The 14,557-nt window shown below is 60.0% G+C and carries 12 protein-coding genes; all 12 read left to right on the top strand.

All coding sequences use genetic code 11. The features are described from left to right. Positions 1 to 509 precede the first annotated feature (509 nt). The 12 genes from HMPREF3053_RS05605 (at position 510) to HMPREF3053_RS05555 (ending at position 14,519) form a co-directional block, all read left to right on the top strand. Positions 510 to 4,547 (top strand): translation initiation factor IF-2 N-terminal domain-containing protein, encoded by a 4,038-nt coding sequence (locus HMPREF3053_RS05605; protein WP_070767402.1) that lies wholly within the window; start codon positions 510 to 512, stop codon positions 4,545 to 4,547. 383 nt (positions 4,548 to 4,930) lie between these two features. After that, a complete protein-coding gene (rplU, locus tag HMPREF3053_RS05600) occupies positions 4,931 to 5,239 on the top strand; it encodes a 50S ribosomal protein L21 (protein WP_005511541.1) in 309 nt (102 codons plus the stop codon). Between the two features lie 40 nt (positions 5,240 to 5,279). After that, positions 5,280 to 5,537, top strand: coding sequence for a 50S ribosomal protein L27 (gene rpmA, locus HMPREF3053_RS05595; protein ID WP_016422312.1), 258 nt, complete (start codon positions 5,280 to 5,282; stop codon positions 5,535 to 5,537). A gap of 257 nt (positions 5,538 to 5,794) precedes the next feature. Then, positions 5,795 to 7,309 carry a GTPase ObgE gene (gene obgE / locus HMPREF3053_RS05590; protein WP_049190856.1) on the top strand — a complete coding sequence of 505 codons (1,515 nt, stop codon included), beginning with the start codon at positions 5,795 to 5,797 and terminating at the stop codon, positions 7,307 to 7,309. A 98-nt stretch (positions 7,310 to 7,407) separates the two neighbouring features. Further along, positions 7,408 to 8,757: a glutamate 5-kinase gene (gene proB / locus HMPREF3053_RS05585; RefSeq protein WP_049190854.1), complete on the top strand. Its 1,350-nt coding sequence runs from the start codon at positions 7,408 to 7,410 to the stop codon at positions 8,755 to 8,757. Positions 8,758 to 8,931: 174 nt separating this feature from the next. Beyond that, on the top strand, positions 8,932 to 9,645 hold the full coding sequence (locus HMPREF3053_RS05580) for a class E sortase (RefSeq protein WP_016422315.1): 714 nt from the start codon (positions 8,932 to 8,934) through the stop codon (positions 9,643 to 9,645). After that, the gene (locus HMPREF3053_RS11070) at positions 9,646 to 9,798 is read left to right on the top strand and encodes a hypothetical protein (RefSeq protein ID WP_049190848.1); all 153 of its coding nucleotides are present in this window, start codon (positions 9,646 to 9,648) and stop codon (positions 9,796 to 9,798) included. A gap of 14 nt (positions 9,799 to 9,812) precedes the next feature. Further along, positions 9,813 to 11,156, top strand: coding sequence for a glutamate-5-semialdehyde dehydrogenase (locus tag HMPREF3053_RS05575; protein ID WP_224783791.1), 1,344 nt, complete (start codon positions 9,813 to 9,815; stop codon positions 11,154 to 11,156). Between the two features lie 21 nt (positions 11,157 to 11,177). Continuing rightward, a complete protein-coding gene (gene nadD / locus HMPREF3053_RS05570) occupies positions 11,178 to 11,933 on the top strand; it encodes a nicotinate-nucleotide adenylyltransferase (RefSeq protein WP_049171017.1) in 756 nt (251 codons plus the stop codon). An 87-nt stretch (positions 11,934 to 12,020) separates the two neighbouring features. Then, positions 12,021 to 12,479 carry a ribosome silencing factor gene (gene rsfS / locus HMPREF3053_RS05565; protein WP_005511538.1) on the top strand — a complete coding sequence of 153 codons (459 nt, stop codon included), beginning with the start codon at positions 12,021 to 12,023 and terminating at the stop codon, positions 12,477 to 12,479. Positions 12,480 to 12,481: 2 nt separating this feature from the next. Beyond that, a complete protein-coding gene (locus HMPREF3053_RS05560; protein ID WP_069359622.1) occupies positions 12,482 to 13,189 on the top strand; it encodes a histidine phosphatase family protein in 708 nt (235 codons plus the stop codon). Further along, positions 13,179 to 14,519: a DegV family protein gene (locus tag HMPREF3053_RS05555; protein WP_070546419.1), complete on the top strand. Its 1,341-nt coding sequence runs from the start codon at positions 13,179 to 13,181 to the stop codon at positions 14,517 to 14,519. Before HMPREF3053_RS05560 ends, HMPREF3053_RS05555 begins: the two co-directional genes overlap by 11 nt. The last annotated feature ends 38 nt before the right edge of the window (positions 14,520 to 14,557 follow it).

The raw sequence follows: 14,557 nt of genomic DNA, 5'->3' as shown, positions 1-14,557 counted from the left end.
ACCGAGCGGACACACTTTTTGTCACTTAACCCACCGTGGGGCGGCCCTTCAGCGGGCTGCACGTGTGAATGCGGGCACGGGCTGCAAATGTGAAACTGTAGGAGTTTATGACACTTTCCGGCAATTTTTCAGGCCATTTCTGTCATAAACGCAGTCAGTAACTCGGATTGGCCCGCCGCCACCAATGTCGGTGCGCGCCACCTGCTCGATATGTGCGACAATGGACAGCAGCAGTAGTGCCCGGGAGTTCGCTCCGGCGGATGAAATATGCCGCATGTGATCGCTGAATCCCCGAGTCAGCCGGTAGGCCTGCCAATAAGACTTTCATAATTGTTCATCGTTTTCGGCCCTCTATCTGCGCATTTGGCGCAAATGAAGTGGCTGTCGCAACATCGTTGCTCCGCCTGGTTTCCAAGGCCACAACGGATGTAGGCGCACATGGAATGACAAAGAGTGTGCTTCCTGTTGTCGGGTTTTGCGTGGTGGGGTGTCAAGGAGAAACAAATACAGTGGCAAATTTCAGCCAGGATGTTGTCGCTAAGGCACGCGAATTTGATCGTGAGTCAGCGGCTCTGAAAACCCGAGTCCACCACCTGGCCAAGAGCTTGGGGTTGACCTCGAAGGAAACCATCGAAGCACTGGGGCACGCGGGGATCGTCGTAAAGTCCGCTGCGTCCACCATTAATCAAAATCAGCTCGACGCAGTGCTGAATTTCATCGGTGATCATCCAGAGGATGCCTCGCTTGACGACGGATCCGCTGCGACCAAGCCAACCGGCGAAAAGCCAGCCGCGAAGGAAAAACAGTCGGCAGGTAAGCCGAACGCGGCAGATGAGAAGTCGGACGAGCAAACTGCAGCTAAGTCCGAGAAGAAGCCAGCTGCGAAGAAGAGCGGCAAGAAGTCGGCTGCGAAGAAGGCCACAAAGAAGGCTGCGCCGAAGGCAGCCAAGAGCGAAGCGGAGTCGGACGCAGCGCCTGCCGAGGAAGTGACCGAGAAGAAGGACACCAAGAAGGCCTCGGCTAGAAAATCCTCGGCAAAGCAGAGCGCAGAGAAGCAGAGCGCAGAGAAGCAGAGCACGACTAAGAAGCGAGCAACGCGTAAGCGGGCTGTGAAGAAGACCGCTGGCGCTCCGGAAGAAACCGCTGCGAAGGACGAGCAGAAGGACTCGAACTCGGTCGTCGAGGAAGCTGTTGAGGCTGTCGTTCAGTCGTCGTCGAAGAAGGCTGCAGACAAGAATGCTTCCGATAAGAAGGCTGCCGACACCGTAGCCGAGACCGCTGAGAAAACCTCCGCTGAGGAAGCTTCCGCCGAAGCACCTGCTGCAAAGAGCGCTGCAGTGACCACACGTCGTGGCCGCCGAGTTCGCCGTGCGGTCCGCACGACCAGCGCTCCAGTGGCAGAGGAAGCTCAGGAAGCGCAAGAGCCGCAGAAAACGCAAGAGCCGCAGGATACGCAGGCAACTCAGAGCGAAGCCCTGCAAGACATCGAGCCGCCGGTAGTCCCGGAGCCGCCGGTTGCGGAAGAGCAGACCGCGTTTGCGCCTATCTTCCTGGCGCCGCAGGCTGTCCCGGCTACGGCCAAGAATTCGGCCACCGAGGATGCAGCTTCAGCTGACAGCGGGGCCTCCAACCAGGGCACCGATGACAACGCGGGGGAGGGGCAGGACGGCTCGTCGTCAAGCGAAACGGAGCGTCAGCCGCGCCCGCGTCGTCGCCGTCGTGGACGTGGGCGTCGTAATGATGATGCTCAGCAGGCGGAGAAGACCACCGAAAAGGCAGAGCGCGAGGAGGCGGAAACCCGCGAGGCGGTCGAAGAGCCGCAGGCGATTAAGGGCTCGACTCGCCTGGAGGCGCAGCGCCGTCGCCGTATCGAACGTCGTGAGGAATCGCGCAAGCGCCACGTGATCTCGGAGGCTGAGTTCCTGGCTCGCCGTGAGTCGGTGGAGCGCACGATGGTAGTGCGTGAGCGCAAGCGCCATGACCACTCGGGCATTGTCACTGAGGTGGGTGTGCTGGAAGATGACCTGTTGGTCGAGCACTTCGTTACCTCTGACACGCAGACCACGCAGATCGGCAATATCTACCTCGGTCGCGTGCAGAACGTCCTACCCAGCATGGAAGCGGCGTTCATTGATATCGGAACCGACCGCAACGGTGTCATTTACGTAGGTGACCTGAACTGGAAGCTGCTGGGCACGAAATCGCGTTCGCGCAAGATTGAACACGCGCTGAAGGCCGGCGACCAGATTCTGGTCCAGGTGTCCAAGGATCCGATTGGTCACAAGGGCGCGCGTCTGACCACTCACATTTCGATGGCTGGTCGATTCCTGGTGTACGTGCCGGGCGGCCGGAGCGCGGGTATTTCCCGCAAGCTGCCGGAGCCGGAGCGCAAGCGCCTGAAGTCGATTCTGAGTGAGGTTACGCCGGAGGGCTCGGGCACGATTATTCGCACCGCGGCCGAGGGTGTGTCCAAGGAGGCCATCGAGGCCGACATCAAGCGCTTGGAGTCGCAGTGGCAGGAGATCTGGGAAGCCTCCGAGGCAGCGAAGGCGAAGCGTGGAGCAAAGCCGATTGCGCTGTACGAAGAGCCAGACATGCTGGTCAAGGTCGTCCGCGACGTCTTCAACGAGGACTTCTCGCGTCTCGTGGTGGAGGGCGATCGCCCGTGGAACACAGTGACGGACTACATCGGCGACCTGGCACCAGAGCTGGAGCCGCGACTGCAGCGCTACTTCGCCAAGGAGCACGGCGGCGCTGATGTCTTCGAGCACTTCCGCATCGATGAGCAGCTGGCCAAGGCACTCGACCGCAAGGTCTGGCTGCCTTCGGGCGGCACGCTGGTCATCGACCGCACCGAGGCCATGACGGTCATCGACGTCAACACCGGTAAGTTCACCGGCGCTGGCGGAAACCTGGAAGAGACGGTCACTCGCAACAACCTGGAGGCCGCTGAGGAAATCGTCCGCCAGATGCGTCTGCGCGATCTGGGCGGCATGATTGTCGTCGATTTTATCGACATGGTGCTGCCGGAAAACCAGGACTTGGTGCTGCGCCGTCTGAAGGAGGCCCTGGGCCGCGACCGCTCGCGTCACGAGGTCTCCGAGGTCACCTCGCTCGGCCTCGTCCAGATGACTCGCAAGCGTCTGGGCACAGGCCTGCTGGAGACCTTCTCCACGCCGTGTAGCTGCTGCAATGGCCGCGGTCTGATTATCCACATCGATCCGGTTGAGCAGGACAATCAGGGCCGTGGCCACAAGAATGGCCGTCGCAACGACGAGCAGGACAAGTCCAAGCGCCGCAACAAGTCGCGCTCGGAGCACAATCCGGCCAACCACCCGGCCGCGCTGGCCATGCACCGCGATCAGAGCGACCAGGCAGGCTCTTCCAAGGCAACGCGTGACGACGACACGGAGACCAACCAGCGCGATAAGGACGCAGCCGACAAGCGTGTCGCAGCTGCTGTCGAAGCTGTCATCGTCTCTTCTGAGAACGATGAGCCGAAGCCGCCGCGTCGTCGCCGGGTTCGTAAGAGCCAGGGCCGAAACGATGAGCAGCGACAGAACGGCCGTGGCCGTCAGGAGCGCCGCGAGCGTACTGAGCAATCGGAGAACTCCAATGACCTGGCTGCTCTGGCTGCCGCAGCTGTTGCGGAAGCCCGTGAGAAGGACCCAGAGGAGCCGTCGGATGACCGTTACATGCCGCAGGAGGGGCAGCGCCGCCGCCGTCGGGCTACGCGTCGCCGTGTAGCGGAGCATGTTGCCGTTGATTCGGCTGCACGCGACGCTGATGACCGCGACGAAGAATATGGTGATCGTCGCAAGCGTTCGGAGCGCCCGACCCGTGCTGAGCGTGCCGAGCGCACCGATAACGGTGGAGGCCGTGGCGACGCTGAACGCTCCAGCAGCGCTAGCGCTCGACATCGCCGTCGTCGCGCTGTGCGTCGTACTGCTGTGGATGAAACCACTGCGCCTCAGGCTGGGTCTCAGGCAGCTTCCACCACAGATGTGAGGGAGCCAGCCAGGAATGGCAAGGGCGGCAACGCTAACAAGACCGGTAAGGCTGTGGCCGAGGAGTCCCAGACCTATGAGGAGGCGAAGGAGGCGTTCGAGCGTTCTCCACGCCGTCGTCGTCCGACGCGCGGTAACTCTCGCTCGGATCGCGCACCGCGCCGCGAGGACTTCGAGTCCACTAAGCCAAAGGCGGACGCAGAAGGCAGCAAGGGCGGAGATCGTGCAAAAGACAACCACGATGACAGCAACCGCAGCGCCAACCGCAGTGGCGGTGGCCGTCGCTCGGGCAAGTCGCGGGTTGAAGTGGTAGCGGTCCAGGGCACGGGAGCTCGCCGTAATCGCCGTCGGGCGGTGCGCAGGGTCTCGTCGCAAAGCGATGCTGGAGCGACTGCGCCGAAGCAGCGACAGGGCACTTCAAACCGCGCTACTAAGCCAGAGCAGAAGCAGGCTAATCGCGGTGCTGCGGTGCCGCAGAAGAAACCGGCCAATCGTCGCCGCCGAGTGCGTCGTGCGGTGCGCCGAAGCGGCCGGAACTAGGTATTAAAAATCTGGAATAAGGCCAGATAGGAGGCTGTTTTTCGTCCCCTAAAGCAGGGGGTGGAAAGTGGCTTCGGAAACTGCCCGAGAAGACCGTGAAAACCAATGGGGGACAGGGTCTTACTCGGGCAGTTTGTAATTTAGGGGGATTTTTCGCTACTCTTGACCAGTCGCTGATTAGTAGGCGTATCTGGTCATGCCCGCTGGCGCTTGAGGTGCTGGCGGTAAGGAAACGGCCAGAGCGGGGAAATCTACTCGGATTTGGCTTTCGGGTATGTCCCTGAAGTGTTCTGCACACGCAACTAATCGCAATTCCATTGTCCAGTCAAGGAATTACAAGGATTCCTTGAGTCGAGTTTCTCAGATAAAGGGGTAGCCCTCCTATGTACGCGATCGTCAAGACCGGCGGCAAGCAGTACAAGGTTGCCGAAGGTGACCTCGTCAAGGTCGAGAAGATCGAGGGTGAGCCGGGTTCGTCCGTGGCTCTCACCCCGGTTCTGCTCGTCGATGGCGCAGATGTCATTGCGGATGCCGACAAGCTTGCCAACGTTACCGTTAACGCAGAGATCGTCGAGGCCGCTAAGGGCCCGAAGATCCGCGGCATGCACTACAAGAACAAGACTGGCTACAAGCGCCGCTACGGCCACCGTCAGCCGCTCACTGTTCTGAAGATCACCGGCGTCTCCAAGTAAACCGCCGAAATTCCAATTAGCTTTTCCCTAGGAGAAAATCATGGCTACTAAGAAGGGTGCATCCAGCACCAGCAACGGCCGCGACTCCGAAGCTAAGCGCCTCGGCGTGAAGCGCTTCGGCGGCCAGCAGGTTAAGGCAGGCGAGATTCTCGTTCGTCAGCGCGGTACCTCGTTCCACCCGGGTGAGAACGTTGGCCGTGGCGGCGACGACACTCTCTTCGCTCTGAAGGCAGGCGCAGTCGAGTTCGGTACCCGCCGCAACCGCCGCATTGTCAGCATCGTTGAGAATAACTCCTAAGAACAACCCCCGGTTGTCCACATAGGATTACTGCAACGTTGAATATGAGGCAGGTTTAACTGCCTTGCAGAAGAGCCGATTCCTTTCCCACTGCGAAAGGTAATCGGCTCTTTTGTTGTTTATGTACTGTTTCGCGCTTTTAGGTTGCGAGGCAGCGTTTTGTTACCGCCTAGACTTCTGCCCGTCGGCTCGCTTAAATTAGGGCATTACTCCAGGCACTAGATGATGGCTCTCCGCTCGGAAGTGTGTGTGATTTTATGTCTCGTTTTGTAGATCGTGTCGTACTGCATTTGCAGGCCGGCGACGGTGGTCACGGCTGTAACTCGGTGCTGCGTGAAAAGTTCAAGCCACTCGGCGGTCCCGATGGCGGTAACGGCGGCCACGGTGGCGACATTGTGCTGGCCGTCGACCCGCAGATTCACACTCTGATGGACTTCCACTTCCATCCCCATATCAAGGCTGCCAACGGTAAGCCCGGCGCGGGTGATCACCGCAATGGTGCTCGCGGCGAGGACCTGGTTCTCGGAGTGCCGGAGGGCACGGTTGTGATGACCGAGGATGGGGAAGTGCTGGCGGACATGACCGGTAAGGGGGCCCGCTTCATCGCCGCTGAAGGCGGTTACGGTGGTCTGGGCAACGCAGCGCTGGCGAACAAGAACCGCCGTGCGCCGGGCTTCGCTCTCCTCGGTGAGCCTGGCGAGGCCAAGGATCTTGTCTTGGAGCTCAAATCCATGGCAGACGTTGGACTGGTGGGCTTCCCGTCAGCTGGAAAGTCCTCGCTGGTCAGCACCTTGAGCGCTGCTAAGCCGAAGATTGGTGACTACCCATTTACCACGCTGCAGCCGAACCTGGGTGTGGTCAACGTTGGCTACGAGTCCTTCACCATCGCAGATGTGCCGGGTCTTATCCCGGGGGCGTCTGAAGGCCGTGGTCTTGGGTTGGATTTCCTGCGTCACATTGAGCGCTGTGCTGTGCTGGTGCATGTGGTGGACGCTGCTGCGCTGGAGGGCGACCGCGATCCGGTCTCTGACATCAAGGCGTTGGAGACGGAACTCGCCAACTACCAGTCGGTGCTGAAGGCCGACGTGGGGCTTGGGGATCTCGCAGAGCGTCCGCGCGTCATCGTGCTGAACAAGATTGACCTGCCCGATGCTCGCGAAATGATTGACATGCAGCGCGAGGAGCTGGAGAAGTTCGGCTGGCCGATTTATGAGATCTCTACGGTGACGCACGAGGGACTCAAGGAGCTGACCTACGGCCTGAAGGATCAGATTGCCGCCTACCGCAAGGCGCATCCGTTGCCAACAGAGCAGGAGCCCCGTGCGGTCATCCGTCCGGAAGGTGTGCGTGGCAAGAAGCGCGAAGGCGCGGACTTCACCATCGAGCGCGATCCGAATACCCCAGATGGGTTCATTGTGCGTGGCCGTAAGCCGGAGCGCTGGATTAACCAGACGGACTTCGAAAACGACGAGGCAGTCGGCTACTTGGCTGACCGCCTGGCCAAGCTTGGTGTAGAAGATGCCCTGGCAAAGGCTGGGGCAACGGTTGGCTGCCCGGTGACGATTTCCTATCTCACCTTCGAGTGGTACCCGCAGCAGGTCGCGGGCACCGATGACTTCGTGCCGAGTGGCCGTGGTACCGACGATCGTCTCTACGTCAACGAGCGCACTAGCGCCGAGCAGCGTAAGCGTGCATCGCAGGCCCGCCGTGGTCTGATTGACGAGTACGATTTCGGAGATGGCGAAGAGGCTATTCGCGACCGGTACTCATAGTCGCGGGCGACAGCGTCGTCGGCAAGCGAAGACTTCAAACTTGCATTTTGCCATTGATTGTTTAAACAATTATATAGTCAGAATTACATTAGACCGTCATGTTTTCCATTAGTGAAATGAGTGAGTCAGTTATCCCTTCCGACACCGTTGCCAACGATGTTGACGTCACTGGAGCAGATGCATTAGATGCCCCGGTAGCTACCGCGCCGAAGTCTGGATCGGACGCGCCGATTTCCCGTGAGGAGGTCGACGAGCTACTTCACGACAATCCTGAGTCCACCGTCGCTGAGATTGAAAAGGCGACTGAGAATTTATCTCCGGGAACCAAAGGCGGTTTCGATTCCGAGACTCGTGAGGCAATTCGGACCGCGAAGCGCGTCGTGGTGAAGATTGGTTCTTCCTCGTTGACCGGATCTGACGGTCGTACCGATCCCGAACGCATCGACTTCATTGCCGATGCCCTGGAAAAGCGTATGGGCTTTAGCGATGTCATTGTCGTGTCCTCCGGCGCGGTGGCATCCGGAATGGGGCCGCTGGGGCTGACTTCGCGTCCCACTGATTTGGCGACCAAGCAGGCGGCTGCAGCTGTGGGGCAGGTGCGCCTGGCACAGGAGTGGGGACGCTCCTTCCTGCGCTATGGCCGCACTTCTGCACAGGTGCTTTTGACCTCGGACGATGCAGGTGTGCGTTCGCGTGCCCGCAACGCCCAGCGCACTATCGACCGCCTGCGCCAGCTGGGTGCAGTGCCAATTGTCAACGAAAATGACACGGTCGCGACCTCGGAGTTCCGCTTCGGCGACAACGACCGCCTCGCCGCCCTGGTCAGTCACCTGGCGTACTGCGATGCACTGATTCTGCTTTCCGACGTCGACGGCCTCTACGACCGCAACCCGGCCGATCCAGGTGCGACCTTTGTGCCAGAGGTGCGCAGCGGTAACGACCTACGTGGTGTTATCGCCGGTGACGGTGGGGCACTGGGCACCGGTGGAATGGCCTCGAAGGTGTCTGCCGCACGCCTGGCTTCGCGTGCTGGGGTGCCGGTGCTGCTGACTTCTGCGTCCAACATTGAGCGAGCACTTGACCAGGCAGACGTGGGAACCGCTTTCGCCGCGAAGGACAACCGCCTGAGCGCCTGGAAGTTCTGGATGCTCTACGCAGCGGATAGCTCGGGCCTGCTTCGCCTGGATGCCGGCGCGGTCGACGCTGTGACCCGCATGCGCAAGTCGCTGCTCCCGGTCGGTATCACCTCGGTTGACGGTGAGTTCTCCGCTGGTGACATCGTCGACCTGATTGGCCCGAGCGGTGAGGTCATCGGACGCGGCGAGGTCAACTATGACTCTGAAGAACTGCTGGGCATGATCGGCTACCACACCGAGGAATTGCCGAATGACATGCAGAAGCCTGTCGTCCATGCCGACTACCTGTCGGATTTCGCCTCCCGCGCTTAGGAGAGCGTTGCGCTGAGAGCTGCAGCGCTTAAAGACGCGCACCTGGGCGCGCCCGGACAGAGGTGCCTCGGCAAAGACCGGCTGAGTGGGGACTAGCTGAGTGCGGACTGGCTGGGGGAGGAGTGCCTGAGCGCGGACTGCCTGGATGAGGAACTTTCGGGCATAATCCTAAGTGTGTTATCGAAAATTATTGGCGTCATCGGCGAGTTGCTCTTGACCGCTGGAGTGATGGTGGCGCTCTTCGCCTTTTATCTGCTGTACTGGTCTGGTCTTGAAACCGGGAAAGCTCAGCAGCAGGCTCGTGATGAGCTGCAGCAGGCATGGTCCGCACCGGCATCGGCCTCAGCTCAGGCGCCAGAAGGCACGGAGCCAGCTGTTGAGGGCTCTTGGGTGCCTGGCTCTGCGGTGGCGATGATTTCCGCTCCAAAGGCCGGTTTTAGCGATTTGGTCGTATTCGAAGGTGTCTCTCAGGAAGTTTTGCGCGGTGGCCCCGGCCATTATCCGAGCACAGCCCTTCCGGGGCAGGTGGGCAACAGTTCTTATGCCGCCCATCGTGACGGCCACGGAGCTCCCTTTGACAACATTGACCGCCTGCAGACGTGCGATGACATCACTGTAGAGACGCGTGATGCTATTTACCGCTACAAGGTATTACCGGTCGACGGTATGGCTGGCGCAGGGGAAAGCTTCGACTGCGTGCCAGAAGGAACTAACGTCCCCGAGATTCCCGGCCAGCACATTGTCACTCCAGACCGCGCCGATGTCCTCAATCCGGTCGGTAACGCGACTCTACTTACGCTGACTACCTGCCATCCGCAGTGGGACAACACTCATCGGCTCATTATTCACGCGGTTCTCGCCGGTGTTGAGACCAAGGAGGTCAACTAGATGTACGCAGCTTTTTGGCGATCCCTGCCGGGTCCGTGGTGGGTGAAAGCGACCATCACCATCGTGATTGCCGTCATCGTGTTCCTGCTGTTGATGAATTACATCTTTCCTTGGGTTGCTGAGCTAATTCCCTCAAATGATGTCTCACTCTAGTTATGCTGGTAGGCATGACTGCTCAAACGAACGAAACTGCTAACACCAATCAACAGGGCATTGCCGAGGATTCGGCTCTTAGTCCGGAGCGTGCTGCTGAGCGCGCCGAGGTTTTAGATAAGGCACAGCGTGCCAAGGCTGTCGCGGGAGAGCTGGCTCGCTTTACGTCGGCACGCAAGAACGAGCTCCTGCTGGCCGCAGCAGATGCGCTGGTCGCCCGTACTGAAGAGATTCTGGTAGCCAACGCCAAGGACATCGAGGCCGGTAAGGCCCGTGGTTTTAGTGACTCCCTGCTGGATCGCCTGCGTCTTGACGCCGATCGTGTTGAGGGTATTGCCGGTGGGCTGCGCCAGGTTGCGGCCCTGCCGGATCCGGTAGGCGAGGTGCTGCGGGGCAGCACTCTTCCCAACGGCATTAAGCTTTCCCAGGTCAGCGTTCCGCTGGGCGTGATGGGCATGGTCTACGAGGCTCGCCCGAACGTTACTGTCGATGCCTTTGGTCTGGCGCTGAAGTCGGGCAACGTGGCCTTGCTGCGTGGCTCCAAGTCCGCCGTCCACTCCAACACGCAGCTGGTCGCGGTTTTGCGTGAGGTGCTGGCCAACCACGATGCACCGGAGGACCTTGTTCAGCTGCTGCCGTGTGAGACCCACGATTCCGTGCAAGATCTCATAACTGCCCGCGGCCTGGTTGACGTAGTGATTCCGCGTGGCGGTGCCGGTTTGATTGAGGCCGTTGTGACGAAGGCAACGGTGCCGACCATTGAGACCGGTACCGGTAACTGCCACATCTACATCGATGCTTCCGCCGATATCGACGAAGCGATTGCGCTGATGATTAACGGCAAGACCCGCCGTCCGAGCGTCTGTAACGCCACTGAAACGGTTCTCATTGACTCGGCGCTGTCCGCGCAGGATCAGGTCCGCATTTTGGACGCGCTTGCCGACGCTGGCGTTGCGGTCCACGGCGATGTCGATAATCTGGCGGCCTCTGGGTGGACCGGTGAGGTCATTCCTGCGACGGCGGAAGACTGGTCGGATGAGTACCTCTCGCTAGACATTGCAGCGCGCATCGTCGACGGTGTGGTGGCCGCGACGGATCACATCACTGAGTACTCCTCGGGCCACACGGAAGCTATCTCTGCACGTGACTGGGGCGTGTGCCAGGAGTTCGTCGACCGTGTTGATGCTGCTGCCGTCAGCGTCAATGCCTCCACTGCATTCACCGATGGTGAGCAGTACGGTTTCGGCGCAGAGATTGGTATTTCCACTCAGAAACTGCACGCCCGTGGGCCCATGGGGCTGCCGGAGCTGACCAGCAGCAAGTGGGTTCTGGCTGGTCGTGGACAGACTCGTCCGTAGTGCCCAGGTAAAGTGCCAGTCATGATTAAGCGCAAGAAAAGTGTGCGGTCGCGAGTACACGCCGCGTTGACAGCGAAGTCGGCGGAAGCGCCCCGGCAGCGCATTGGCGTAATGGGTGGCACTTTTGACCCCATTCACAATGGTCACCTGGTTGCCGCCAGCGAGGTGGCAGACCGTTTTGACCTCGACTTTGTGCTTTTCGTGCCCACGGGTGAACCGTGGCAAAAGCGCGGCCGGAAGGTCTCTCACAGCGAAGACCGCTACCTGATGACGGTCATTGCCACTGCGTCGAACCCGCAGTTTTCGGTCTCGCGGGTTGATATTGATCGGCCGGGTGCGACCTATACCGTCGATACGCTGCGGGATTTGAAGGTCATCTATCCCAACGCGGATCTGTTCTTCATTACCGGTGCCGATGCGCTGCAGAAGATTATGACGTGGCGGGACTGGGAGGAGATGTTCGACGCAGCAACGTTCGTCGGTGTCACTCGTCCAGGGGTTCACCTGCGGGCAGAGGACCTGGAAGGAATCGACGCTTCACGGTTGCACCTCATCGAGATTCCCGCCATGGCTATTTCTTCTACCGATTGTCGAAAGCGTGCGGAGGCAGGACGCCCTGTTTGGTACTTGGTGCCGGATGGCGTGGTGCAGTACATCGCTAAGCGGGGTCTGTACCAGTCTGCTGAGGGCACGGTTGGTTCTGTGGGCCCCGCATCGGTGAACTCGACCTCCGAGGATGCGGCATCGGTGGATGCGAAGTCCGATACCGCGGACTGAAAGTTAGCAAAATCCCGCTGAGACGGTAAGTTACAAGTACAAACGCTGTTTTTCACGACTTTTAATCACAAGGAGCTGAAGTCTTTCGTGACTGCACAACCACGCGCCATTGAGCTGGCGACCGCCGCGGCGAAGGCCGCCGATAGCAAAAAGGGTGAGGACGTCGTTGTTCTCGATGTCTCTGGCCCGGTGGTGATTACGGACGCATTCGTCCTGGTCAGTGCTGACAATGAGCGTCTGGTTGCCGCAATCGTCGACGAAATTGAGGACGATCTGCGTGACCTCGGCGCAAAGCCGGTTCGCCGCGAAGGTGTCCGTGAGGGACGTTGGGCGCTGCTGGATTACGGCGACATTGTCGTGCATGTCTTCCGCAGTGAAGAACGCGACTTCTACGGCCTGGATCGACTGTGGCGCGATTGCCCGCGCATCGAGGTCGAGGGCATCGAGCAGCCGAGCAACGAGGACGGCGAAGATTCCGCCCGCAATGCTCGTTCTATCGACGAGATTCCGCTGGCTGCCGAAAACCCGGACACGGACGAGTTTTAATTGTGGCGGGCTCACGCGAGGCACATGTTGCCGCTCGACGTCGCCTGATTATGCTGCGGCACGGGCAGACCTCGTATAACGCTACCGGCCGCATTCAGGGACAGCTGGACACGCAGCTTTCCGACGTTGGTCGCGAGCAAGCCCGTACTGCGGCGCAGTACCTGGCGGAGGCTGAACCGCGAATCACAAAAATCGTGTCCTCTGACCTGACCCGGGCAGCCGACACCGCCCGCGCGCTAGCCGAGGCCACCGGTGCAGAGTTGAGTTTTGATAAGCGCCTGCGTGAGACCAACCTCGGTGAATGGCAAGAGCGTACCTACGACGAGATTGACTCCGCGTTTCCCGGTATGCGTGACCACTGGCGCCATAATCTCAACTGGGCACCCAAGGGTGGCGAGACCCGCTTTGAGGTCTCCAACCGAATGCTGGCGGTCATTGCTGAGCTAGCGGCCAACCCCGATTGGGAGTCGGATACCTTTGTGCTCGTGTCCCACGGTGGTGCCATTGCTGCCGCTACCGCAGCCCTGCTGCAGATGCCGCGCGACTACTTCAGCACGTTCAACGGCCTGGGCAACACTGCGTGGGTCGAAATGGAGCAGCGCACGCGCGTCAATGGTGAGACCTCCTGGTACCTGAATGCTTTTAACGCGAAGGTCCGCGAGCGGGAGTCGCAGGTTTCTGATTCTTCAGGAGGCCGCCATGCCCGGTGACGGTCGCGTTCGCATTGTTGTTGATGACACCGCGTGCTTGATGCCCGAGGTTGCCCGCAAGCTCGACATCACCGTGGTTCCCATCGGCCATGACATCAATGAAGACGCCGTCACCACGTCGGCAGTCAGTCCACTGAAGCTGTGCGCCGCATATGCGCGTGCGCTGGAACGCTCCAACAAGGATGGTTCTGACGCTGGCGTTGTCGCCCTGCATCTTGGCAAGGGAATGTCCGCTACCTGGTCTAACGCTGTCACCGCTGCTGGTGCGCTGGACCGTGTGACCGTCATCGATACCGACACCGTCGGAGCTGGAGTCGGTGCCGCTGCCATCGCGGCGGCCAAGGCTGCGAGGGCCGGGGCCAGTCGTGATGAGGTTGCCGATGTAGCGCGTGATGTGCTGCAGCGCTATCGACTCTGGTTGTTTGTACCAAAGCTTGATTCGCTACGTCGTGGCGGTCGCATCTCCGCGGGCCAAGCGATGCTTTCTACGGCTCTCGCTATCAAGCCCATCGTCGGCATCAAAGATGGCTCACTAGCGCTGGTCGCCAAGTGTCGGACAGAGGCGAAGGTCAAGCAGCGCATGGTGGATTTTGCCACGAAGATGGTGCGGTCCGCGTCATCGGCGAACCGTCCGCCTGCGGTATTGCTGCATCATTCCGATGCGCTTGACGACGTTCACGAGCTCCAGGCCATGCTTGCCGAAGAGCTACCCGACGATACCCGGTTTAGAATCCTGGATTTGCCGGAGTCTCTTACCGCTCATGTCGGGCAGGGAGCCTATGCAGTTGGCATGGTCTCCGGTGGCTCGATTGATTCGAATGCCATGGATTTTGAAACAGAGATGGGCGTGACAGCGCTGCTCCACAGTGTGGAGGAGAGTGACGCGCCTGCTGTTGATGCTGTGGCTGCAGACGCGGTAGACGACGATTCCGGGAACATAGACAATTCCGGTGACTCTGCTGACACGGACGGTTCGGCTGAAAACGCTGGCACCACAGACCCAGGTGAGCCGATCACCGATCAGGCTGCGGTGAAGGTAGTTGAGAATCCGGCTGCCAGTCGCAACCGCAATAAACGAATCCATCGCACAGTAGTGACTAATGAACAGGGAATTCCGCTTTTCACCACGGCGGTTTCTAAATTGCCAACGTGGAGTGAGAATCGCCAAGCAGCTCTGGATAAAGCTGAGCGTCTGGCGAAGGCTATCTCTGATTTGGCGCTGCGCGATAAGTCCGATCCCGAGGGAGCTGTATTTGGCACCGATGGGGAGAAATCGCGGGAGTCGTCGTCAAGCGACAAGCGTGATGATGACGGCGACGAGAAGAAGTAGCGGCTGAACTGCGAAGATGATCTGGCCTGTGGATAACC

Origin of the sequence: Corynebacterium sp. HMSC064E07 (genome assembly GCF_001815745.1) — a bacterium.
GTDB lineage: Bacteria > Actinomycetota > Actinomycetes > Mycobacteriales > Mycobacteriaceae > Corynebacterium > Corynebacterium jeikeium_D.
This window is presented reverse-complemented; position numbering and strand designations above follow the sequence as displayed.